The sequence below is a fragment of the Frondihabitans peucedani genome (assembly GCF_039537585.1).
GTDB classification, from domain to species: Bacteria; Actinomycetota; Actinomycetes; order Actinomycetales; family Microbacteriaceae; genus Frondihabitans; species Frondihabitans peucedani.
Map to the genome: position 1 here is coordinate 603,786 of NZ_BAABAU010000001.1, position 23,013 is coordinate 626,798.

General features: G+C 70.7%; 22 protein-coding genes. 3 read left to right on the forward strand and 19 right to left on the reverse strand.

What is annotated here, in order from left to right:
• Positions 1-23 precede the first annotated feature (23 nt).
• Complete coding sequence (gene recO / locus ABD733_RS02850; RefSeq protein WP_344793518.1) at positions 24-797, reverse strand: DNA repair protein RecO; 774 nt, start codon at positions 795-797, stop codon at positions 24-26.
• A 34-nt stretch (positions 798-831) separates the two neighbouring features.
• On the opposite strand from recO, the gene ABD733_RS02855 reads away from it, so the two are divergent.
• Positions 832-1,494, forward strand: a complete 663-nt coding sequence (locus ABD733_RS02855; protein WP_344793519.1) for a trimeric intracellular cation channel family protein — start codon at positions 832-834, stop codon at positions 1,492-1,494.
• Positions 1,495-1,582: 88 nt separating this feature from the next.
• Here ABD733_RS02855 and leuA read toward each other — a convergent pair whose 3' ends face one another.
• The 11 genes from leuA to hrcA form a co-directional block, all read right to left on the reverse strand.
• Positions 1,583-3,343 carry a 2-isopropylmalate synthase gene (gene leuA / locus ABD733_RS02860; protein ID WP_344793520.1) on the reverse strand — a complete coding sequence of 587 codons (1,761 nt, stop codon included), beginning with the start codon at positions 3,341-3,343 and terminating at the stop codon, positions 1,583-1,585.
• A 185-nt stretch (positions 3,344-3,528) separates the two neighbouring features.
• On the reverse strand, positions 3,529-4,236 hold the full coding sequence (locus ABD733_RS02865) for a response regulator transcription factor (protein WP_344793521.1): 708 nt from the start codon (positions 4,234-4,236) through the stop codon (positions 3,529-3,531).
• Positions 4,233-5,540 (reverse strand): sensor histidine kinase, encoded by a 1,308-nt coding sequence (locus tag ABD733_RS02870; RefSeq protein WP_344793522.1) that lies wholly within the window; start codon positions 5,538-5,540, stop codon positions 4,233-4,235. Before ABD733_RS02870 ends, ABD733_RS02865 begins: the two co-directional genes overlap by 4 nt.
• A gap of 126 nt (positions 5,541-5,666) precedes the next feature.
• Entirely contained in the window at positions 5,667-6,566 is a 900-nt protein-coding gene (era, locus tag ABD733_RS02875) for a GTPase Era (protein ID WP_344793523.1), read from the reverse strand.
• A complete protein-coding gene (locus tag ABD733_RS02880) occupies positions 6,563-7,909 on the reverse strand; it encodes a hemolysin family protein (protein ID WP_425552887.1) in 1,347 nt (448 codons plus the stop codon). Before ABD733_RS02880 ends, era begins: the two co-directional genes overlap by 4 nt.
• 6 nt (positions 7,910-7,915) lie before the next feature.
• Positions 7,916-8,377 (reverse strand): rRNA maturation RNase YbeY, encoded by a 462-nt coding sequence (gene ybeY, locus ABD733_RS02885; RefSeq protein WP_344793525.1) that lies wholly within the window; start codon positions 8,375-8,377, stop codon positions 7,916-7,918.
• Positions 8,374-9,363, reverse strand: a complete 990-nt coding sequence (locus ABD733_RS02890; RefSeq protein WP_344795977.1) for a PhoH family protein — start codon at positions 9,361-9,363, stop codon at positions 8,374-8,376. Before ABD733_RS02890 ends, ybeY begins: the two co-directional genes overlap by 4 nt.
• Positions 9,364-9,433: 70 nt before the next feature.
• Positions 9,434-9,811, reverse strand: coding sequence for an HIT domain-containing protein (locus ABD733_RS02895; protein WP_344793526.1), 378 nt, complete (start codon positions 9,809-9,811; stop codon positions 9,434-9,436).
• 41 nt (positions 9,812-9,852) lie between these two features.
• Complete coding sequence (locus tag ABD733_RS02900) at positions 9,853-10,584, reverse strand: 16S rRNA (uracil(1498)-N(3))-methyltransferase (protein WP_344793527.1); 732 nt, start codon at positions 10,582-10,584, stop codon at positions 9,853-9,855.
• 2 nt (positions 10,585-10,586) lie between these two features.
• The gene (gene dnaJ, locus ABD733_RS02905) at positions 10,587-11,696 is read right to left on the reverse strand and encodes a molecular chaperone DnaJ (protein WP_344793528.1); all 1,110 of its coding nucleotides are present in this window, start codon (positions 11,694-11,696) and stop codon (positions 10,587-10,589) included.
• An 85-nt stretch (positions 11,697-11,781) separates the two neighbouring features.
• Entirely contained in the window at positions 11,782-12,804 is a 1,023-nt protein-coding gene (gene hrcA / locus ABD733_RS02910; RefSeq protein ID WP_344793529.1) for a heat-inducible transcriptional repressor HrcA, read from the reverse strand.
• A gap of 197 nt (positions 12,805-13,001) precedes the next feature.
• Between hrcA and ABD733_RS02915 the strand changes: the two genes are divergently transcribed.
• Entirely contained in the window at positions 13,002-13,388 is a 387-nt protein-coding gene (locus ABD733_RS02915; RefSeq protein ID WP_344793530.1) for a DUF4870 domain-containing protein, read from the forward strand.
• An 11-nt stretch (positions 13,389-13,399) separates the two neighbouring features.
• Here the strand turns inward: ABD733_RS02915 and hemW are convergent, their stop codons facing one another.
• The 5 genes from hemW to ABD733_RS02940 all read right to left on the reverse strand — a co-directional run bounded on the left by hemW (position 13,400) and on the right by ABD733_RS02940 (position 18,700).
• The gene (gene hemW / locus ABD733_RS02920) at positions 13,400-14,626 is read right to left on the reverse strand and encodes a radical SAM family heme chaperone HemW (protein ID WP_344793531.1); all 1,227 of its coding nucleotides are present in this window, start codon (positions 14,624-14,626) and stop codon (positions 13,400-13,402) included.
• Positions 14,627-14,629: 3 nt separating this feature from the next.
• Positions 14,630-15,280: a DUF1990 domain-containing protein gene (locus ABD733_RS02925; protein WP_344793532.1), complete on the reverse strand. Its 651-nt coding sequence runs from the start codon at positions 15,278-15,280 to the stop codon at positions 14,630-14,632.
• Positions 15,281-15,343: 63 nt separating this feature from the next.
• Positions 15,344-15,502, reverse strand: a complete 159-nt coding sequence (locus ABD733_RS02930; protein WP_344793533.1) for a hypothetical protein — start codon at positions 15,500-15,502, stop codon at positions 15,344-15,346.
• A 51-nt stretch (positions 15,503-15,553) separates the two neighbouring features.
• Complete coding sequence (gene lepA / locus ABD733_RS02935) at positions 15,554-17,404, reverse strand: translation elongation factor 4 (RefSeq protein WP_344793534.1); 1,851 nt, start codon at positions 17,402-17,404, stop codon at positions 15,554-15,556.
• Positions 17,405-17,548: 144 nt separating this feature from the next.
• The gene (locus ABD733_RS02940; protein WP_344793535.1) at positions 17,549-18,700 is read right to left on the reverse strand and encodes a pyridoxal phosphate-dependent aminotransferase; all 1,152 of its coding nucleotides are present in this window, start codon (positions 18,698-18,700) and stop codon (positions 17,549-17,551) included.
• Positions 18,701-19,042: 342 nt separating this feature from the next.
• Between ABD733_RS02940 and rpsT the strand changes: the two genes are divergently transcribed.
• The gene (gene rpsT / locus ABD733_RS02945; protein ID WP_344793536.1) at positions 19,043-19,303 is read left to right on the forward strand and encodes a 30S ribosomal protein S20; all 261 of its coding nucleotides are present in this window, start codon (positions 19,043-19,045) and stop codon (positions 19,301-19,303) included.
• A gap of 164 nt (positions 19,304-19,467) precedes the next feature.
• Here rpsT and holA read toward each other — a convergent pair whose 3' ends face one another.
• Together holA and ABD733_RS17565 are read right to left on the reverse strand one after the other, a co-directional pair.
• Entirely contained in the window at positions 19,468-20,427 is a 960-nt protein-coding gene (holA, locus tag ABD733_RS02950; RefSeq protein WP_425552888.1) for a DNA polymerase III subunit delta, read from the reverse strand.
• The gene (locus ABD733_RS17565; RefSeq protein WP_425552851.1) at positions 20,316-23,009 is read right to left on the reverse strand and encodes a ComEC/Rec2 family competence protein; all 2,694 of its coding nucleotides are present in this window, start codon (positions 23,007-23,009) and stop codon (positions 20,316-20,318) included. The genes holA and ABD733_RS17565 overlap by 112 nt, the downstream gene beginning before the upstream one ends.
• Between the last annotated feature and the right edge of the window lie 4 nt (positions 23,010-23,013).

Here is a 23,013-nt window from a genome sequence, read left to right on the forward strand (position 1 = left end):
TGGTGCTCACAGGGCTCCTCGGGTCACAGGATCACTCCCCGGACGTCCACGGCGGGGAGCCGCGCGGCCGGGATGGTGCGGTCGACGTGCGGCAGCGACTTGAGCCCGCGCTCGAGGTGCCACTGGGTGTAGGCGGCGACGACGCCGCTCGCCTGGTTGCGGGTGGACTCCCGGGAGGCCTCCGCCGTCGGCCAGTCGCCGGTGAGGAGGGCCGCGAGGAGCTCGAGGGTCGCAGGATCGAGACGCGGTGCTCCGGGAGGCGCCGCCGCGTCGGCCACCACCCCTCCGAGCTGCACGACGAAGGCCGAGTGGGGCCCGGGAGCGCCCGTGACGGCGCAGTCGCCGAAGCTCGGCGCCCATCCTGCGATCGAGAGGGCCCGGAGCAGGTAGGAGTCGAGGGTCAGCTGCGAGTCGTGCTCGCGGCGAGCCAGGGCGCGGAGGGCGCCGACAAGCAGGAGGTACTGCTGGAGGCCGGCCTCGGCGTCGGTCAGCTTGTCGGCCGTCTCGACCATGACGTTCGCGGCCGTGTAGCTGCCGTAGTCGGAGACGATGTCGGCGCCGTACGACCCGATCGACTCGGCCTGGGTGACGATGTCGAGGCTCCGGCCCTCGTAGAGCTGGAGGTCGGCCACCATGAATGGCTCGAGCCGCGCCCCGAACTTCGAGGCCGTGCGCCGGACGCCCTTCGCGACGGCCCGGATCTTGCCGTGCGACCGGCTGAGCATCGTCAGGATGCGGTCGGCCTCACCCAGCTTGTGGGTGCGCAGGATCACGCATTCGTCTCGGTACACGGGCACCCCTCCAGTATCCCCCGCGTGGCAGAATCGCTGGGTGTCCGCCACAGCTCTCTCCATCCCCCTCTGGGCGGATCTTCTGGCCGTGACGATCGGCAGCCTGCAGGGCGCGCTCTTCGCGAGTCAGTTCCGGGAGCGGAGGGTCGACCTGCTCGGGGTCGCCATCATCGGCACTGCGACCGGGCTCGGGGGCGGGATCCTGCGCGACGTGCTCCTCGGCGACGTGCCCCGGGCTCTCCAGACCAACTGGTACCTGCTGGTGGCGCTGTTCGCGTCGCTGCTCGGCATGCTCCTGCAGCGCCTGTTCAACCGGCTCGCCGGGTTCATCACCGTGCTCGACGCCCTGACCATCGGCCTCTTCGGCGCCATCGGGTCGACGAAGGCGCTCTCGATGGGGCTGCCGGAGGTCCCCGCGATCTTCGTGGGCGTCATCTCGGCCGTCGGCGGCTCGGTGCTCCGCGATCTGCTGATGAACCTGACGATCGCGATGATGCACGTCGGCTCGCTGTACGCGGTCGCCGCCGGCGCGGGCACGGCCGTGCTCGTGGCCTGCGTGACTTTCGGGGCGCCCACCCTGACCGCGGCGATCGCGGGCACCACGACGACGTTCCTGATCCGGCTGCTCGCCGTGCGCTTCGGCTGGACCCTGCCCGAGCAGCGGGCGCTCTCGCGTCTGCCGCGCTGGCGGCGTCCGCGCTAGTGCCGCGCGTCCTGACACGCACTTCGGCCCGAGTCACGCGTTGTTCGCGGTGACTCGGGCCGAACTGCGTGGTGCGAGGACTGGAGGGCTAGGCCGAGGCGAGCTCCGGCTCGACGACCTTCGAGCGGATCGCCCGGTTGACGGCCGACACGATCGCCTTGAGGCTCGCGGTCGAGATGTCGGCGTCGATCCCGACACCCCACAGCCGCGTCCCGTCGACGTCGAGCTCGACATACGCCGCGGCCTGCGCGTCGCCCGAGGCCGACAGCGTGTGCTCGCTGTAGTCGTAGAGCTTCACGTCGACACCCTGACCCGACAGGATCGCGATGAACGCGTCGATGGGGCCGGACCCCGCGCCCTCGGTCGACACGGTCTCGGTGCCCGAGCGCAGGTCGACGGAGAGGTGGGTCTCGCCACTCATGTCGCTCCGGGTGCCCGTGCGGGTCAGCTCGAAGTGGCCCCACTTGGCCGACTCGTCGCCGGAGGGGAGGTACTCGTCCTGGAAGATCGCCCAGATCTCGTCGCTCGTGACCTCGCCGCCCTCGGAGTCGGTCTTCGACTGCACGACGCCGGAGAAGTCGATCTGCAGCTTGCGGGGCAGGTCGAGCGAGTGGTCGGTCTTCAGCAGGTAGGCGACACCGCCCTTGCCCGACTGCGAGTTGACGCGGATGACCGCCTCGTACGAGCGGCCCAGGTCTTTCGGGTCGACCGGCAGGTACGGGACCGCCCAGGCGATCTCGTCGACGGTGGTGCCCTTGGCCGCGGCATCGGCGGCCATCGCCTCGAAGCCCTTCTTGATCGCATCCTGGTGCGATCCGCTGAACGCCGTGTAGACGAGGTCGCCCGCCCAGGGGCTCCGCTCGGGCACGGGCAGCTGGTTGCAGTACTCGGCCGTCCGCTTGACGCCGTCGAGGTCGGAGAAGTCGATCTGGGGGTCGATGCCCTGCGTGAACAGGTTGATGCCGAGCGCGACGAGGTCGACGTTGCCGGTGCGCTCCCCGTTGCCGAACAGGCAGCCCTCGATGCGGTCGGCACCGGCCAGGTAGCCGAGCTCGGCCGCCGCGATGCCCGTGCCGCGGTCGTTGTGCGGGTGGAGCGACAGGATCACGTTCTCGCGCGACGCCAGGTTGCGCGACATCCACTCGATGGCGTCGGCGTACACGTTGGGCGTGGCCATCTCGACCGTGGCGGGCAGGTTGATGATGACCTTCCGCTCCGGCGTGGGCTCGAAGACCTCGAGGACGGCGTTGCAGATGTCGCGTGCGAACTCGAGCTCGGTGCCGGTGAAGCTCTCGGGGCTGTACTCGTAGTACACGGTCGTCTCGGGTACGGACGCCTCGGCGGCCCGGCAGAGGCGGGCGCCCTCGAGGGCGATGTCGATGATGCCCTGGCGGTCGGTGCGGAAGACGACGTCGCGCTGCAGGATGCTCGTGGAGTTGTACAGGTGGACGATCGCCTGCTTCGCGCCCTTGATCGACTCGTAGGTGCGGTTGATCAGGTGCTCGCGCGCCTGGGTCAGCACCTGGATCGTGACGTCGTCGGGGATCGCGTCCTCGTCGATGAGGCTCCGGACGAAGTCGAAGTCGGTCTGCGATGCCGACGGGAAGCCGACCTCGATCTCCTTGTAGCCCATCCCGACCAGGAGGTCGAACATGATGCGCTTGCGCTCGGGGCTCATCGGGTCGATCAGTGCCTGGTTGCCGTCGCGCAGGTCGACGGCGCACCAGCGGGGCGCCTCGGTGATCCGCTTCGTGGGCCAGGTGCGATCCGGCAGCTCCACCCGGATCTGCTCGTGGAACGGGACGTACTTGTGGATCGGCATGCCCGAGGGCTTCTGGTGGTTCTGCATGGTCTCTACCTCTTGTGTCGGTGGGGGTCAGGCCGCTTCTTCTCGAAGCACGACGATCTCCGCGACGAGGGAGGCCTTAGATCGAGGTCTCGTCGCGGCAGCTAAGAAGGAGCAGACCGAACAGCACGCCTCGACCCTAGCACCGCGTCGACGACTCGGCAGAAGAGCCCCGGACCGCCGGCGACTCAGGAGGTGAGGCCGTGCTCGTACGCGTAGACGACCAGCTGCACCCGGTCGCGGAGCGACAGCTTCGCCAGGATCCGCGAGATGTGCGTCTTCACCGTGGCCTCGCTGAGGTACTCGAGGCTCGCGATCTCGGAGTTGCTGAGCCCGCGGGCGGCCGACTGGAAGATGTCGCGCTCGCGCGTGGTCAGGCTGTGGAAGGCCTCCGGCACCTGCTTCGCTCCGCTCGAGCGGCCGTCGAAGTGCTCGAACAGCTCCCGCGTCGCACTCGCGGCGATGACCGAGGTGCCGGCGTGGACCGTGCGGATGGCGGCGAGCAGGAACTCCGGGTCGCTGTCTTTCAGGACGAAGCCGCTGGCGCCTCCGCGGATCGCGCGGGTCGCCGCCTCGTCGAGGTCGAAGGTCGTGAGCACCAGGATCCGGGGGGCGCGGCGGCGCTCCCGGTCGGCCTGCTCCAGGATGGCGGCGGTGGCGGCGATCCCGTCCATGACGGGCATCCGGATGTCCATCAGCACGACGTCCGGCTTCGTGCGGGCGACGACCTCGACGCCCTCCTGGCCGTCGCCGGCCTCGCCGACGAACTCGAGGTCTCTCTGCGAGGAGACCACCATGCGGATCCCCGCTCGGAACAGCGCCTGGTCGTCGACGAGCACGACCTTGATCGTCCCGGTCGAGGCGGGCAGCTCGGTGGAGTCGGTGAGCATGCTCATCGGAGTCGGACCTCCTGGGTCAGTGCGGTGGACGGGATGCCGGCTCGGACGATGAACCGCCCGCCCGCCTGATGGGTGGTGAGGGTGCCGCCGGCGAGGGTGGCGCGCTCGCGCATGCCGACCACGCCGTGGCCGCGCCGCTCGTCGGGCCGGTACTGCCCGCTGGTGGTGAGAGCCTCGGGATCGAGCGGAGCCGTGGGCAGGAGCGAGCTGGCGACCACGACGATGACGTCGTCGGGACGCCAGTCAAACAGCACGTCGACCGTCGCCGTCGTGTCTCCGTGGCGGAGGACGTTGGTGAGCGACTCCTGGACGATCCGGTAGATCGCGAGCTGGCGGTTGCTCCCGAGCTGTGCGGGAGTGCCGCTCGAGCGGAGGTCGATGGTGAGACCGGCCGTGGTCATCTGCTCGACGAGCTTCTCGAGGTCGCCCAGGACCGGCTGCGGCGCGGCGCCCTGGCTGTGGCGGAGCTGCCCCAGGAGGACCCGCACCTCGACGAGCGCCTCGCGGGCGGTCGAGGCGATGGTGCCGAGATTCTCCTCGACGGACTCGGGGTCGGCCTTGTAGGCGTAGCGGGCGCCGTCGGCCTGGGCGATGACGACGGCGAGCGAGTGCGCGACGACGTCGTGCATGTCGCGCGCGATCCGCGTCCGCTCCTGCTCGACCGCGATGTCGCGCTCGGCTCTCGCCGCCTCGCGGGCGGCTCTCGCGGCGTCGCCCTCGGCGCGAGCGGCCTCCCGCTCGGCGCGCGCAGCCTCCCGCTCGGCGACGAGCTGCGCGTCGCGGCTCTCGCGCGCGGCGTACCGGGTCCGGGCCAGCTGGCCGCCGACCCACGGCAGCCCGAGGAGCGCCAGGAAGCCGAGGAACGTGATGCCGATCTGGAGCAGGAGCCGGACCAGGTCGGTGGTCGTGCTGACGTCGTGGAGCACCCCGAAGAGCGCGAGCTGCGCGAACGTGACGTAGAACATGCCGATCGCGGCACCGACCCCGACCGACCCGAGGCCCAGCCACTTGACCCGCGGGCTGCCGTAGGCGGCCGAGGCGTAGAGGACCGCGCAGATCGCGAGGTTCGAGATCTGCGGCGTCGACAGGGTGAGCATCTCGAACGCGGCCGTGGCCCAGGCGAGCCCCAGGGCCGTCGCGGGCGACAGGCGTCGGAACGCCATCGCCACGACCATCCCCGCCGTGATCAGGATCGAGAACGGGTTGGAGTGCAGGTCGAACGGGAGCGTGACCAGGCCGAGGACGAGACCCGCCACCGAGTCGATGACGACCTGGTGGGAGGGGATGCGGCGGAAGATCACCCCACAACCGTAGAGGCTCGGGAGGCGACCGTCAGTGTCTGGCGGCCACGAGACATCCTGCGGCGCCTCGAATCATCCGCGCGATGTACGCGGACCGACGAGCAGCACAGACACCCGCGGAACAGCTCAGAATCCGAGGCGGCCGAGCTGCTTCGGGTCGCGCTGCCAGTCTTTGGCGACCTTGACCCGGATCGACAGGAACACCTGCTTGCCGACCAGCGGCTCGATCTGAGCGCGGGCCCGCTCCCCCACCTCGCGGAGGCGCTGGCCCTTGTGGCCGATGATGATGCCCTTCTGGCTGTCGCGCTCGACGAACAGGTTCGCGTAGACCTCGACGAGCTCGCGGTCGTCTCGCTCGACGATGTCGTCGATGGTCACGGCGAGCGAGTGCGGCAGCTCGTCTTGCACGCCCTCGAGGGCGGCCTCGCGGATGAACTCCGACACCCGGTCTTCGAGGAGCTCCTCGGTCACCTGCTCGCTCGGGTAGAGCTGCGGCGAGACCGGCAGCAGCTTGATCAGCTCGGATGCGACGGTGTCGAGCTGGATCCTGCTGACGGCCGACAGAGGCACGATGGCCTCCCAGTCGCGGAGAGAGCTCACCGCGAGCAGCTGCTCGGCGACGGCCGCCTTGGAGGCCGCGTCGATCTTCGTGACGATCGCGACCTTCTTGGCCCGCGGGAACGAGTCGAGCTGCTCGTTGATGAAGCGGTCGCCGGGTCCGAGCTTCTCGTCGGCCGGCACGCAGAAGCCGATCACGTCGACCTCGCCGAGCGTGTCTTGGACGACGCTGTTGAGACGCTCGCCGAGCAGGGTGCGCGGCCGGTGCATGCCGGGGGTGTCGACGAGGACGAGCTGGCCGTTGGCGTGGTGCACGATGCCGCGGATGGCGCGCCTGGTCGTCTGGGGCTTCGAGGAGGTGATCGCCACCTTCTCGCCCACGAGGGCGTTCGTCAGGGTCGACTTGCCGACGTTCGGGCGGCCGACGAACGAGACGAACCCGGCGCGGTAGTCGGGGCTGGTGGTCATCGGGGTGTCCGCTCGTTCGAGGTGGGCGTGGGAGTGGCGGCGGAACTCGCGGCCGGATCCGCGGCGAAGGCGGCCTGGCTGGAGGCCAGCGCAGGATCGCGACGGACCAGCACGGTCTGCAGGTTGCGGCGCCGCCCCTCCGTCCGGTTCGCCGTGAGCACGAGCCCGGAGACCGTCGCCTCGGACCCGCGCTCGGGCAGTCGTCCGAGCGCCTTGGTGAGGAGTCCGCCGACGGAGTCGACGTCGTCGTCGTCGAGCTCGATGCCGAAGAGGTCGCCGAGCTCGTCGACCGGCATGCGCGCGCTGACGAGCTGCACCCCGTCGGAGATCTCGCGGTGCTCGACGACCGTCTGGTCGTACTCGTCGCTGATGTCGCCGACGAGCTCCTCGATGAGGTCTTCGAGGGTCACGAGCCCGGCGATCCCGCCGTACTCGTCGACGACCATCGCCAGGTGGTTCTTCTGGGACTGCATCTGACGGAGCGTCTCGTCGGCGCGCTTCGACTCCGGCACGAAGACGGCGGGCTTGGCCAGGTCGGCGGCGAGCTTCACGGCGCCGCCGCGGCGCTCGTGGACGAAGCGGGCCGCGTCGCGGAGGTACATGATGCCGAGGACGTCGTCGCTGTCGCGGCCGGTCACCGGGACCCGCGACACGCCCTTGCCGAGGAAGACCGACATGGCCGACTCGACAGTGGCGTCGGCGTCGACGGTGACCATGTCGGTTCGCGGGATCATGACCTCGCGGACGACGGTCTCGCTGAACTCGAAGATCGAGTGGATCAGGGTGCGGTCGTCTTCGTCGAGCACCTCGAGCTCGGTGGCCTCGTCGACCATGCTGAGCAGCTGCTCCTCCGACGAGAACGAGGCGTTCCGGGGCCGCCCCGGCGTGACCCAGTTGCCGAAGACCACGAGCGCGTGGGCCAGCGGGCCGAGGACGAGGCGGATGCTGCGGACGAAGCCGGCCGTGACCGCGATCAGGGAGCGCGCGTGGGCCCGGCCGACGCTGCGGGGGCTCGAGCCGACCAGCACGAACGAGACGGCGGTCATGATGAGCGCCGACAGGAGGAGCGCCCACCACCACTCGCGGATCGAGTACGCGAAGGCGAGCGACACGAGCACGGCGGCGGCCGTCTCGGCCAGGATGCGGACGAAGTTGATGGCGTTGACGTGCGCGCCGACGTCGTCGGCGATCGCCAGGATCGACCGGGAGCCGCGGCGCCGACCCTCGGCGATCTCGAGCAGGTCGTGGCGGCTGAGGACGCCGAGAGCGGAGTCGGTGGCGGCGAGGACTCCGCCGATGACGACGAGGACGACGGCCGCGGTGATGAAGATCGCGATCATCAGTGTCTTCTACGCTTGCGACTCGGCTGCGACGAACGCGGCGAGGATCTCGCCCTGGATGCCGAACATCTCGGCCTTCTCGTCGGGCTCCGCGTGGTCGAAGCCGAGCAGGTGCAGGATGCCGTGCGTCGTCAGCAGCTGCATCTCGTCGAGCGCCGAGTGCCCGGCGGTGACGGCCTGGGCGCTGGCGACCTGCGGGCAGAGCACGATGTCGCCGAGGAGACCCGGAGGGGTCGGCTCGTCTTCGGTGCCGGGCCGCAGCTCGTCCATCGGGAAGCTCAGGACGTCGGTCGGGCCGGGCTCGTCCATCCACTGCACGTGGAGCTGCTCCATCGCGGCCTCGTCGACCAGGACGATCGCCAGCTCGGCCTCGGGGTGGACGTGCATCTGGTCGAGAGCGAAGGTCGCGAGGCGCAGGATCGCGCTCTCGTCCACCGGGATCGACGACTCGTTGTTGATCTCGATGGTCATCGCTCGTCTCCTGTCGACGCGGCGGGCCTGCCGGACTCCTGGTCGCGCTTCTGCTGACGGGCGAACTGCTGAGCCTGCTTCTCGGCGTCGAACTTCGTGTACGCGTCGACGATCCGGGCCACGAGGGTGTGACGGACCACGTCGTCGCTGGTGAGCCGGGCGAAGTGGATGTCGTCGAGGCCGTCGAGGACCCGCGTGACGAGCTGGAGCCCGCTGGCCCCCGTGGGCAGGTCGACCTGCGTGACGTCGCCCGTGACGACCATCTTCGAGCCGAAGCCGAGACGGGTCAGGAACATCTTCATCTGCTCGGGCGTCGTGTTCTGCGCCTCGTCGAGCACGACGAAGGCGTCGTTGAGGGTGCGGCCGCGCATGTAGGCGAGCGGTGCCACCTCGACGGTGCCGGCTGCGAGCAGCTTGGGCACCACCTCCGGGTCCATCATCTCGTTCAGCGCGTCGTAGAGCGGGCGCAGGTAGGGGTCGATCTTGTCGGTGAGGGTGCCCGGCAGGAACCCGAGCCGCTCGCCGGCCTCGACGGCGGGCCTGGTCAGGATGATGCGGCTGACCTCGCGGCGCTGGAGCGCCTGGACGGCCTTCGCCATGGCGAGGTAGGTCTTGCCGGTGCCCGCGGGGCCGATGCCGAAGACGATGGTGTTCTCGTCGATCGCCTCGACGTACGACTTCTGCCCGAGCGTCTTGGCCCGGATGCTCTTGCCCTTGTTGGTGACGATCGCCGTGCCGAAGAGGTCGGCAGGATGTCCCTGGCCGTTGTCGAGGATCCGCCCGGTCGTCGCGACATCGGCCGCGCCGAGGTCGTGCCCCTTGCGGACCATGGCCACGAGCTCGTCGACGAGGACGTGCGCGCGCTCGACGTCGGCGCGAGGACCCTCGAGAGTGACCTCGTTGCCGCGGACGAGGACGCGGACCGCGGGGTACTGCCGCTCGACGGCCTTGAGCAGGCGGTCCTGCGGGCCGAGGAGCTGGACCATGGCGACACCGTCGACGATGACGTCGACGCGGGCGGAGTCGGCCGCTGGACTGCTGGGACTGCTGGAGGTGCTAGGCAAGTGAGCCTTCCTGGAGCTTCCCGGCCATGACGTGCGCATGGACGTGGAAGACGGTCTGACCGGCGGCTTCGCCGGTGTTGAAGATCAAACGGAATTGACCGAGCGGATATGCCCCCATGAGCGCGGGGTCGTTCGCCAGCTGGTTCGCGACGTCGATCATCTCGGCGAGCAGCGCGGGATCGCCGGCGGCGAGCTGGACGACGTCGGTGTACTCCTGCGTCTTGGGGACGACGAGCAGGTGGACCGGGGCCTTCGGGGCGATGTCCTCGAACGCGAGGACGTTCGCCGTCTCGTGCACGATCGTCGCGGGGATCTCGCGGTTGACGATCCGCGTGAAGACGGTCGGCTCGCTGGTGGACTCGGGGCTCATGCCGTTCATCGTACCGACGCCCGCAGACAGTGGCTCGGCCCTCACCAGCGCCCGAGGCGAACGCTCAGGACGGCCAGCGCGGCAGGCCCCGCGGTCGACGTGCGGAGCACGGAGTCGCCGAGGCGCACCGCGACCGCGCCGGCGGCCTCGAGCTGCTCGATCTCGTGCGGGGTGACCCCGCCCTCCGGGCCCACCACGACGACCACGTCGGACTCGGAGCCGAGGTCGACCTCGGCCAGGGAGCGCGACGCGGTCGGCTCCAGGATCAGCACCAGGGCTGATCCTGCGCGCCTCACGAGGTCGGTCGTCTGCGCCACGTCGGAGACGGAGGGCGACCACGGCCGCACCGACTGCTTCGTCGCCTCGCGGACGATGGCCGACCAGCGGGCGAGGCCCTTGGCCACCTTCGGGCCCTCCCACCGCGAGATGCTCCGGCCCGCGGCCCACGGCACGACCTCGTCGACTCCGAGCTCGGTCGCGGCCTGCACAGCCAGCTCGTCGCGGTCGCCCTTCGCGAGGGCCTGGGCGAGCACGAGCCGGCGTGCAGGCGCAGGATGCCCGGTGACGCTCGTGACCGCCAGCACCAGCCGGTCGCCGCTCGCCTCCCGCACCTCGCCCGAGGCCACCAGCCCGCGGCCGTTCCCGACCCGCAGGGCGTCGCCGGGCCGGACCCGGCTCACCGTGACGGCGTGTCGGGCCTCCGGACCCGTGACGATCACGTCGGAGCCCGGAGACGACTCGGCGAGCTCCTCGACGAGGTAGAAGTGGGCCACGATCAGAAGTTCAGGAACCGGTCGCGCAGCTTGCCGAACAGCCCCTGCTGGAACTGGGAGAGCTCGGGCTTCTCGTGCTTGCGGCCGGAGGCGAACTTCTCGATCAGCTCGCGCTCCTTGTGGCTGAGCTTCGTCGGCGTCACGACCTGGATGCCGATCTTGAGGTCGCCGCGCCCGGAGCCGCGGAGCCTCGTGACGCCGCGGTCCTTGATCGTGACGACGTCGGCGCTCTGCGTGCCGGGCTTGACCTCGACCTGGATGTCGCCGTCGAGGGCCTTGACCGTCGTCGTCGTGCCGAGGATCGCGTCGGCCATCTGCACTTCGAGGGTCGCGAGCAGGTCGTCGCCGTTCCGGCTGTAGACGTCGTGGTGCTTGACCTTGACCTCGAGGTAGAGGTCGCCGTTGGGGCCGCCGGCCGGGCCGACCTCGCCCTGGCCGGGCATCTGCAGGCGGATGCCGGTGTCGACGCCGGCGGGGATGTCGACGGGGATCGTGCGGCGGGCGCGGACGCGGCCCTGACCCTGGCAGGTCGGGCACGGGTTCGGGATGACGGTGCCGTAGCCGCGGCAGGTGCCGCAGGGGCTCGAGGTCATGACGTTGCCGAGGAGCGAGCGGACCGTGCGCTGGATCTGGCCGGAGCCGCCGCAGATGTCGCAGGTCTGCGGGCTGGTGCCCGGAGCGCAGCACGAGCCGTGGCAGGTGTCGCAGAGGACGGCCGTGTCGACCTCGATGTCGCGCTGGACGCCGAAGACGATGTCGTCGAGCTCGACCTCGAGCCGGAGCAGGGCGTCTTGACCGCGCTCGCGCCTCGACCTCGGGCCTTGCCGCTGCTGCTGGGCGCCGCCGAAGAAGGCGTCGAAGATGTCGCCGAACCCGCCGGCTCCTCCACCCTGACCGCCGAAGCCCTGCTGCGGACCGAGGTCGTAGCGCTGCCGCTGCTGCGGGTCGCTCAGGACGTCGTAGGCGTGCGTCACCTCCTTGAACCGCTCGGAGGCCTCCGGGCTCGGGTTGACGTCGGGGTGCAGCTCGCGCGCGAGCTTCCGGTACGCCTTCTTGATCTCGTCGGGGGTCGCCTGTCGGTCGACTCCCAGGACGTCGTAGTGATCTGCCACTTGTCTCCGTCGTGCTGCTTGGTTCTGTCTGGCTGCTGGATGCTGCGCGCGGGCGCGGCACCGTGGTCTGTGGTGGGGCGGGGCGCTAGTGCTCGCCCAGGAGCCCCGAGAGGTAGCGGGCGACGGCGCGGACCGCCGCCATGTTGCTGGAGTAGTCCATGCGGGTGGGCCCGAGGACGCCGACCCGGGCGATGTCGCCGCCCGAGGCGGTGTAGCCCGACGCGACGACCGACGTCTGCGCCAGGCCGAACGACTCGTTCTCGCGGCCGATGCTGGCGACGACGTCGACGTCGCCCGAGCGCATCTCGCCGAAGAGCCGCAGGAGCGTCACCTGCTCCTCGATCGCCTCGAGCACCGGGAACAGGTTGCCCGAGAAGTCGTCTTCGGTGAGGACGAGGTTCGCAGCGCCCGCCATGACGAGCTTCTCGTGCCGGCCGGCCGAAGCCTGACCGATGAGGCTCGCGACGACGACGTCGACGACCGGGCGGCGCTCGGGGCGGAACTGCTCGGGGAAGCCGGCCAGGAGGCCGCCGGCCTCGACGAGCGACCGGCCGCCGATCAGCCCGTTGAGCTTGGCGCGGAGCTTGCCGAGGAACGCCTCGTCGACGACGGCGCCCGTGTCGACCGTCCGCTGCTCGACGTGGCCCGCGTCGGTGATGAGGACGCTCATGACGCGGGTGTCGCTGAGGCGCACCAGCTCGACGTGCCGGACCGCGGCGCTCGAGAAGGTCGGGTACTGCACCAGGGCGACCTGGTTGGTCAGCTGCGAGAGCAGCCGGACGGTGCGCGAGAGGACCTCGTCGAGGTCGGACGAGTTGCCGAGGAACGTCTCGATCGCGGTGCGCTGGGCCTGCGAGAGCGGGCGGAGGTCGGCCATCCTGTTGACGAAGAGGCGGTAGCCCTTGTCGGTGGGGACCCGGCCGGAGGACGTGTGGGGGGCCGCGATCAGCTCCTCCTCCTCGAGGAGGGCCATGTCGTTGCGGATGGTGGCCGCCGACACGCCGAACTGGTGCCGGTCGACGATGGACTTCGAACCGACGGGCTCGCGCGACTCGACGTAGTCGTGCACGATGACCCGGAGGACCTCGAGACCTCTCTCGCTGACCACGGACACCTCCTGCCTCGACACACCCGGACGACGGGCCGCGACCGATGCTGGCACTCCGTCGATGAGACTGCCAATGCTACTCCACGCCGGTGACAGCCTCTGGTTCGAGGCCACCGCGTGCCGCTATGCTCAGGCCGTCCACAGCCTTCCCAGGCGTCACGGGGCAGGCACCCAGGCGACCACGATTGGCGACGACCATGAGCGACTACAAGAACCCCGCCGGCGAGCCGTACGGCGGCGGCGCCGCACCCCAGCCGATGCGGCCGGAGGACGAGAAGCTCTGGGCGACCCTCATCCACGTCGGCGGGATCGTCCTCGGGTTCGTCGCGGCGCTCGTCGGCTACCTCGTGCTGCGCGACCGCGGACCTTTCATCAAGGAGCACACGCGCGTCGTCCTGAACTTCCAGCTCACCGTGCTGATCGGCTACGTCGTCGGCGCAGCGCTGTCCGTCATCGGGATCGGCGTCGTGATCAGCCTGGTCGTCTGGATCCTGTCGATCGTGTTCTCGATCCTGGCCGCTCTCGCCGCCAATCGCGGACAGTACTACCGGTACCCCCTGACGATCGAGTTCATCAGGAGCTAGTCGCCGAGCAGCTAGTCGCCCAGGAGCCGCCGCACGACGGCGTCGGCGAGCAGCCGCCCGCGGAGCGTCAGCCGGATCGTGCCGCCGAGGGCCGCCCGGCCGTCGACGAGCTCGTCGGCGATCAGCCCGGGGATCGCTCGGCGGCCGTCGGCGTCGAGCTCATCGGTCTTCAGCTCGTCGCGCACGCGGACGGCGAGCAGGACGCGCTCGGTGCTCCGGGTCTCGGCATCGAGGGTCTCGCGCCCAGCGGCGGGTGACACCCCGGCGAGCACGCGGTCGGCGTAGGCCGCCGGATGCTTCACGTTCCACCAGCGGACTCCCCCGACGTGGCTGTGGGCTCCCGGCCCGACGCCCCACCAGTCGTGCCCCTGCCAGTACGCCAGGTTGTGCCGGCTGGCGTGCCCGTCGCCGCGCGACCAGTTGCTGACCTCGTACCAGTCGTAGCCGGCCTCGGCCAGGCGTCGGTCGGCCAGCTCGTACATGTCGGCCGCCGTGTCGTCGTCCGGCATCGCCACGTCGCCACGCCGGACCTGCCGCGCGAGCTTCGTGCCGTCCTCGACGATGAGGGAGTACGCCGACAGGTGGTCGGGTTCCTGGGCCAGAGCGGCGTCGAGGGAGCGGCTCCAGTCGTCGAGACTCTCGCCGGGCGTGCCGTAGATCAGGTCGAGGCTGACGTCGAGGCCGGCCTCGCGGGCCCAGCGGACGACGAGCGGGATCCGCGCAGGATCGTGCGTGCGCTCGAGGGTCGCGAGCACGTGCGGCACCGCCGACTGCATCCCGAAGCTCACGCGGGTGAACCCGGCGGCTCGGAGCTCGTCGAGGTAGGCCCGGTCGACGGAGTCCGGGTTCGCCTCGGTGGTCACTTCGGCCCCCTCGGCGAGACCCCAGGTGTCGCGCACGGCACTCAGCATGCCCGCGAGATCGCTCGACGGGAGGAGGGTCGGGGTGCCGCCGCCGAAGAACACGGTCGACGCCGACCGCTCGGGAAGGCCTGCCTCGCGCAGGATCAGCCCCGCCTGCTCGACCTCGAGTGCGGCCTGCCCCGCGTAGTCGCTCCGCTTCGCCCCGCGGAGCTCGTCGCCGGTGTACGTGTTGAAGTCGCAGTAGCCGCAGCGGACCCGGCAGAACGGGACGTGCAGGTAGACGCCGAAGTTCCGGGTCTCGGCGCCGTCGCGGACGCTCGTCGGCAGGAGGCCGTCGGCGGGAGCCGGATCGGCGATCGGGAGGGTGCTCGGCACGCGCTAGTCGCCCACCAGCACGCGGAGGTAGCGCTGGGTGTACTTGTTCTGCTGCGCCCGGAGGAACGGCGAGACCAGCCGCCACTTCCAGTTCGACGGCCGCGAGAAGGCTCGGACGGTCAGCCAGACGGAGCCGTCGTCGGTCTGGTCGATGACCCACGACTCCTCGCCGCTCTCGGGGTGGCCCTCGAGGGTGCCGTAGGCGAAGCCCTTGCGGGTCGGCTCGTCGATCACGTAGACCACGCGGACCGGCGCGTGCGTCGTCCGGCCGTAGGCCTTGATCACGAGAGTGGCCGTCGTGCCCGCCGTCAGGAACGGCTCGCCCTCGGGCGAGAAGTGCGACTCGCCGTCCGGGGCCGCGTAGTCGGCAGGATCGAGCGGGTTGCCCTGGTCGTCGAACGTGACGGGCGTGTAGGCGCCCTCGTCGACGGCGGGCACGGAGTCGACGTGCACGGTGATGCCGCTGCGCTCCTGGACCTTCCAGGTCATGATCGCAGCCCAGGCCGCTTCGAAGCGCGCGTCGCCGTGACCGATGCGGGTGCGGTACTCGACGGGACGGAATCCTGCCGGCGGATACTGCAGGAGGTCGGGTGCCTGCGTCGCCCCGACCTGCCCGTAGGTGGTCTGGGTCTCGGTGTGGGTCGCTCGGCGCATTCGGAAAGTCTACTTCCCGTGCCGAGAGGCAGCCTGCGCAGGGCGCCTCCCGGACCCCGGCGGTCAGACGCGGCTGCGGACGTTCCGGACGATCCAGCCGATGACGGCCAGCACGAACAGGATGATGCCGATGACGATCAGGAACTTCAGGGCGGCGACGAAGATGCCGAATCCGAAGATGACGATGGCGGCGATGATCAGGACGATGAAGAGGACAGGCATGACCTCAGCCAACTCGCACTTCTCGTGCTGCGCCCGAGAGCGCCTCGCGGGCTACTTGGCCTTGGCCTTCTCGGTGTCGCCGGAGAGCGCCGCGATGAAGGCCTCCTGGGGCACGTCGACCCGGCCGATCGTCTTCATGCGCTTCTTGCCCTCCTTCTGCTTCTCGAGGAGCTTGCGCTTGCGGGTGATGTCACCGCCGTAGCACTTCGCGAGCACGTCTTTCCGCATCGCGCGGATCGACTCGCGCGCGATGATCCTGGCGCCGATGGCCGCCTGGATCGGCACCTCGAACTGCTGCCGCGGGATGAGCTCGCGCAGCCGGCCCGTCATCAGGACACCGTACGCGTAGGCCTTGTCGCGGTGGACGATCGTCGAGAAGGCGTCGACCTGCTCGCCCTGGAGGAGGATGTCGACCTTCACCAGGTCGGCCTCCTGCTCGCCGCTCGGCTCGTAGTCGAGGCTGGCGTAGCCCTGGGTCTTGCTCTTCAGCTGGTCGAAGAAGTCGAACACGATCTCACCGAGGGGCATGTTGTAGCGGAGCTCGACGCGGTCTTCGCCGAGGTACTCCATGCCGAGGAGCGTGCCGCGGCGGCCCTGGCAGAGCTCCATGATGACGCCGACGTAGTCTTTCGGCGCCAGGATCGCGGCCTTGACCACGGGCTCGGCGACGCTCTGGATCTTGCCGTCGGGGAACTCCGACGGATTGGTGACCGTGACGGTCTTCTTGTCTTCGGTCGTCACCTCGTAGACGACGCTCGGAGCCGTCGTGATGAGGTCGAGGTTGAACTCGCGCTCGAGGCGCTCGGTGATGATCTCGAGGTGGAGCAGGCCGAGGAACCCGCAGCGGAAGCCGAAGCCGAGCGCGACCGACGTCTCGGGCTCGTACACGAGCGCGGCGTCGGAGAGCTTGAGCTTGTCGAGCGCCTCGCGGAGCACCGGGTAGTCGCTGCCGTCGATCGGGTACAGGCCCGAGAAGACCATCGGCAGCGGCTCGGTGTAGCCGGGGAGCGCCTGCGTCGCCGGCTTCGACGCGGTGGTGACCGTGTCGCCGACCTTCGACTGGCGGACGTCTTTCACGCCGGTGATCAGGTAGCCGACCTCGCCGACGCTGAGGCCCTTCGAGGCGAGCGGCTCGGGCGACGAGACGCCGATCTCGAGGATGTCGTGGACCGCGCGGGTCGACATCATCTGGATCTTCTCGCGCGGCTGCAGGGTGCCGTCGATCATGCGCACGTAGGTGATGACGCCGCGGTAGCTGTCGTAGACGGAGTCGAAGATCATCGCCCGCGCGGGGGCGTCCTTCTCGCCCTTCGGCGCGGGGATCCGCTGGACGACGACGTCGAGGAGCTCCTCGACGCCCATGCCGGTCTTGCCGCTGACGCGCAGCACGTCTTCGGGCCGGCCGCCGATCAGCTGCGCGAGCTCGGCCGCGTACTTGTCGGGGTCGGCGGCGGGGAGGTCGATCTTGTTGAGGACCGGGATGATCTCGAGGTCGTTCTCGAGAGCGAGGTAGAGGTTCGCGAGCGTCTGCGCCTCGATGCCCTGCGCCGCGTCGACGAGCAGGATGGCGCCCTCGCAGGCGGCCAGCGACCGGGAGACCTCGTAGCTGAAGTCGACGTGGCCGGGGGTGTCGATCATGTTGAGCGCGTACGTCGTGCCGTCGACCGCCCACGGCATGCGGACCGCCTGGCTCTTGATCGTGATGCCGCGCTCGCGCTCGATGTCCATCCGGTCGAGGTACTGCGCGCGCATGGCGCGGTCTTCGACGACCCCGGTGATGCCGAGCATCCGGTCGGCGAGCGTCGACTTGCCGTGGTCGATGTGCGCGATGATGCAGAAGTTGCGGATGACCTCGGGCGCGGTCGACGCGGGCTCGAGGGCGGTTGCTGCTTTGGGGCTCACGCGGTCCTTCTGGTGGTGGTGGGTGTTCGCTTCGGACGATTCTCCCATGCCCCGGGCGGAGCGGGGGCCGCTCTCCGGCAGGCTGGGGAGAACTCCGCCGGGCTGTCGGGAGATCCGGCGAGGAGTGCGCGGAGGGGCAGCGCCTCAGGAGGCCCGGCGAGGAGAGGGCAGGAGCCCGAGTCCGCGGACGATGCCCTCTCGGGGTGAGGCCAGGCTGATCCTGATCCAGCCCTCGCCCGAGCGCCCGAACGCGCTGCCCGGCGCCACGGCCACCCGCTGCTCCAGCAGGAACTCCTCCGCCCAGGTCGCGACGTCGCCGCGCGAGACGTGCGACACGTCGATCCAGAGGTAGAACGCGCCCTCGGGGCGGAGGTAGGCGAGCCCCCGCTCGTCGAGGATCGACATCGCGAGCTCGAGATTGCCGCGGTAGTGCTCCCTCGCGTCGGCCACCGGCTGGTTGTCGCCGACGATCGCGGCCAGCGCTGCGAACTGGTCGGGCTCGGCGACGCAGCTGATCTGCGCCTCCTGCACCGTACGCATGGTGTCGGCGAGCCCCCTCGGCGTGACGAGGTAGCCCACGCGCACGCCCGTCATCGCGTAGGTCTTGCTCAGCGAGAAGACGCTGAAGACGCGGTCGTCGTCGTCGAGGGCGGCCAGACTCACGTGCGAGGCGCCGTAGGTGAAGTACTCGTAGACCTCGTCGCTGACGACCCAGAGGTCGTGCTCCTTCGCAAACGCCAGGAGGCCGCGCAGGATCTCCTCGCCGAACACGACCCCGAGCGGATTGGATGGCGAGTTCACGATGATCGCCCTCGTCTTGTCGGTCACCAGGCGCTCGAGCTCGTCGAAGTCGGGCAGGAAGCCGTGTGACGGCAGCAGCGAGTACGGCACCGGCCGGGCGTCGAACATGTGCGCGTTCATCGTGAATGTCGTGTAGCCGGGGTCGGGCACCAGGATCTCGTCGCCCGCGCCGAGGAGCAGCCCCATCGCCTGGTGGAGGCCCTGGGTCGCGCCGACGGTCACCCAGACCTGCTCGAGGTCGGCGGTGATCCCGTTCTCGCGGGCCAGCTTGGACACGATCGCCTCGCGGAGGGGCGTGATGCCGCCGTTGGGCGTGTAGCCGGTGCGGTCGTCCGCCCAGGCCCGCCGGGCGGCGTCGATGATGTGGTGGGCGACGGGGACGTCGGGCTCGCCGACGACGAGCATGGTGACGTCGTCGAGCCGGAGGGCGATCTCGAAGACCCGCCGGATCCCGGAACCGGGCACGGACGACATGTGCGGGGCGAGCGAAGGCATGCTCCGAGGCTACCGGCGGCGGGCTGGTGGCCCAGGCGGCCCCGCGGCTCGGCTCGTGACTCGGGCCGCCGCTCGGCCGGCGACTCGGCCGGCGACTCGGCTGGCAACTCGCCTGGCAACTCGCCTGGCGACTCGCCTTCGGCCGCTCGTTGATGATCGGACCGCCCCCTGGTAGTGTTGCTTGTTGGCTTCCGCTGCCGCTTCCCCGCTGCGCAGCGATTCGCAGCCGAGTTCGCTTCGGCGATCGGGTCCGCCCTCTACGGATCAGGTCGGCTGCGTACAAATCATCCGGGCCGGGTGGAATCCACCAGGTCCTCGTCCAGACAGAGAAGGGTCACACACGTGGCGAACATCAAGTCGCAGATCAAGCGCATCGGCACCAACAAGAAGGCTCAGGAGCGCAACAAGTCGGTCAAGAGCGGTCTCAAGACCGCCATCCGCTCGACTCACACCGCGATCGCCTCCGGTGACAAGGCCGCCGCGGCCGCCGCTCTCGTCGTCGCTTCGAAGAAGCTCGACAAGGCCGTCAGCAAGGGTGTCATCCACCAGAACCAGGCCGCGAACCGCAAGTCGGCCATCGCGAAGCAGGTCAGCGCGCTCTAGTCGGCACGCTTCACCCGGCACCTCCAGAAGGCCCCGCTCCCGTTCTCGGGAGCGGGGCCTTCTGCGTGTGCGGACTCTGGCACACGACCCGCGATCGCGACAAGAAACCACGAGGATGCGTGGTTTCTTGTCGCGATATCGGGAGTCGCTCGAGACGACCGCCGTCAGCGCAGCGCGCCCCGGCGGCTGACCACGGTGACCATGCGCTCGAGCGCGTACACGGGGTCGCGCTCGGCGCCCTTGACGGCGGCGTCGGTCGTCGCGAGCAGGTCGATCGCGTTGCCGAGGCCCTCGTCGTTCCAGCCCCCGAGGTCGCGGCGTGCCCGGTCGACCTGCCACGGGGCGAGGCCGAACTGCGAGGCGAGCTGACCGGAGCCGCCCCGGGCTCCGCTGATCTTCGCCATCACCCGCAGCTTCATCGCGAACGCCGCGACGATCGGCACGGGGTCGGCACCGGAGGACAGCGCGTGGCGCAGCAGGATCAGCGCCTCGCCCTGCCGGCCCGCGATCGCCGCGTCGGCGACCTTGAACGCATTGGTCTCGACCCGGCCGGAGTAGTACTTCTCGACGGTCTCCTCGGTGATCTCGGCACTGGCGTCGGACAGGAGCTGCTGACAGGCCGAGGCCAGCTCGGACAGGTCGTCCTGGAATGCCTGGACGAGAGCCCGGAGTGCGCCGGCCGTGACGCGGCGGCCCTCGGCGGCGAACTCGGCGGCGGCGAAGTCGAGCTTCTCGGTGTCTTTCTTGAGCTCGGCGCAGACGACCTCGATGCCGTCGCCGAGGCCGCCGCGGAGGGCGTCGAGCAGTTTCTTGCCACGCACTCCCCCGCCGTGGCGCAGCACCAGGTAGGTGTCGTCGGCCGGCGCCTGGAGGTACTCGAGGGTCTCGGTGAGGAACGCGTCGGTGCACTTCTCCACGGCCGACACGCGGATGAGGCGCGGCTCCGCGAAGAGGCTCGGGCTCGCCAGCGTGATGAGCTCGCCCGGCCCGTAGTGGTCGGCCTCGAGGTCGTTCACCTCGAGGCTCGGGTCTTCGGCTGCGAGCTGGTCGCGGAGCTGCCGGACGGCACGATCGGCGAGGAACTGCTCGGGGCCGGAGACGAGCACGACCCGGGCCGGCCGGATGCGGCTCCACGAGACCTGGTCGATCTTCGCCGCGCTCTTGGTCGCCTTGCCCGTCGTCCGCGCAGCCACGTTCCTCCTCCGGCCACGACGAGCACGGAGCGGTCGCCTGGATCCGCCTCCGCTGGGCGGGCGCCCGCGGTGTCGTGGCCGCCCCCAAGCCTAGGTGCAGCCGCCGACAGCCGGGCGCCCTGCTTCCACACCGTCGGGACTCCCCCGGGCCCCGCCGCGACGGCTGCCGTGCCGTCGAGGTCGGAGCGGATCACGGCCGTGCCGGAGCGACGGAGCATCGCCAGCGTCTGCTTCGTCGGATGCCCGTAGGTGTTGTGGACCCCGACCCCGATGAGGCCGAGCCTCGCGCGCGCCGCGGCGTAGAGCGCGGGGCTCTGGTCGCGCGATCCGTGGTGCGACACCTTGACGACGTCGACGGGCGCCACTGCTCCCCTCCCGACGAGGCGCTGCTGCTCCTGCTCGCCCAGGTCGCCGAGGAACAGCCCCGACAGGCACGCTCCCCCGCACGAGGCGTCACCGCGGATGTCGAGGACCACGCTCGCGGTGTTACCGGGGGTCGTGTGTGCGGGCGGCCACAGCACGGTCGCCGTGAGACGGCCGAGGCGCAGGGACAGGCCGGGAGCGGCCTGGAGCACGCGCGATCCTGCACTCCGGAAGCGGCCGACGAGGTGCTCGTCGGCCGTGCCGTCGGGCGGACCGACGAGCAGCGAGTCGGCCCTGCCCACGAGGGTCGGCGCGGCCCCGACGTGGTCGCGGTCGTAGTGGGTCAGGACGAGGAGGTCGAGCCGGTCGACTCCGAAGAGGCGCAGGCAGTCGGCGAGGAGCTGCTCGTCGTCTCCGGTGTCGATGAGGGCCGTGACCCCGGACGAGCGCACGAGAACGGCGTCGCCCTGCCCGATGTCGCACTGCGCGAACTCCCAGTCGGCCGGCAGGGAGGCTCGACGGCCGATCTCGCGACCCGTGGTCACGGTGGCCAGCGGGAGCACCACGAGCAGGAGGAGGGCCACGGCCACGCGCCGGCTCCGGCGGTAGGGGGTGGTGAGCGCGACCGCCGCGACGAGCACGACGATCGCCGCGGCCGCGGCGATGGCGAGGGCGCCGGAGCCCCAGGCGAGGCTCCCGGAAGGAACCGACGCGAAGAAGCGCGCGACGGCCGCCACCCAGGCCGCCGGTGCCCAGGCGACCGTGGCGACGCCGAGGGCTCCGGCGGGCCAGACCGGGGCCACGACGCAGGCGACGAGGCCCAGCACCGTGGCCACGGGTGCCGCCGGCTCGGCGAGCAGGTTGGCGACGACGCTGAAGACGGGGATCGCAGGATCCAGCGAGAGCAGCAGCGGCTGGCACGCTGCCTGGGCCGCCAGCGGCACGGCCAGGCTCAGGGCCAGCCAGTCGGGCAGGGCTCTGGCCAGCAGGGCTGTCAGGGGCGCCGTCAGGACGACGAGCCCCGCCGTCGCCAGCACGGAGAGCGAGAACGCATAGCCGCGGGCGAGCCACGGGTCGGTCACCAGCAGGAGCACGACGGCCCCGGCCAGGAGCGGGAGCCCGCGGGTCGGACGCCCGACGGCGCGGAGGAGCAGAGCGATCCCCGCCATGAGCGCCGCCCGCTCGACGCTCGGCTCGGGCGTCACGAGCACGACGAACGCCGCGAGGACGAGGCCCGCCAGGAGGAGGGTGAGCCACCGGCGGAGTCCGAGAGCACCGCCGACGAGCACGACGAGGCCGACCAGGACGGCGCAGTTGGCCCCGGAGACGGCGGTGAGGTGGCTGAGCCCGGTCGAGGTGAGATCGAGGTCGAGGGACTCGTCGATGCGGCCGGTGTCGCCGATCGCCATGCCGGGCAGGAGCGCGCCGCCGTCCCCCGGCAGCCGGGTGGTCAGCTCCGCGAATCCGTCTCGGAGGTCGGCGGCGCGAGAGCGGAGGCCCGGCCTCGCCCGATCGACCTCGGCGGGTGCCGAGGCGTGCAGGAGGAAGCTCTCGGCCTCGCCCGGCTCGGCGTCCGTGATCCTGCCGGGCAGCGAGACCGTGTCTCCCACACGGGGTGCTGCCCCTCGGAAGGTCGCCCGCGGCACGAAGACGGCGAAGCGCACGCGAGCCGGCGAGGCGCCCGAGCCGGAGCCAGCACCTGAAGCGGAGCCGGAGCCGCCCGCGGGATCAGCGGACAGCGAGGCCGCGGCCACGACCAGGTTCCCCGAGCGCGGATCGACGCGCGTCACGCGCCCGGCGAGGACGACGGTGCCTCCCCGCTCCGCAGCCTCGACGGCGACCGGCGGTCGGCGCCCCGGCGCGTGGACGGCTGCGCTCGAGAGCGCCGCGCCCAGGACGACGAGCGTCAGCGCGAGGACGGGCAGGGCGGCTCGCGAGGCGCTCGGCAACCAGGAGCCGAGACTCCGGTCAGCCGTCGAGGGCCGCTCCCGCCCTGCGCCCCGCCCCACCAGGAGAGCGGCCGCCAGCGTCACCACGGCCGCGGTCGCAGTGATCGCGGCAGCGCCCGGCAGCAGGTGCGGCTCCGGCAGCAGCACCACCAGCCCGACCCAGGCCGTGGCGGCCGGCACGGCCAGCCGGACGTCGATCACGACC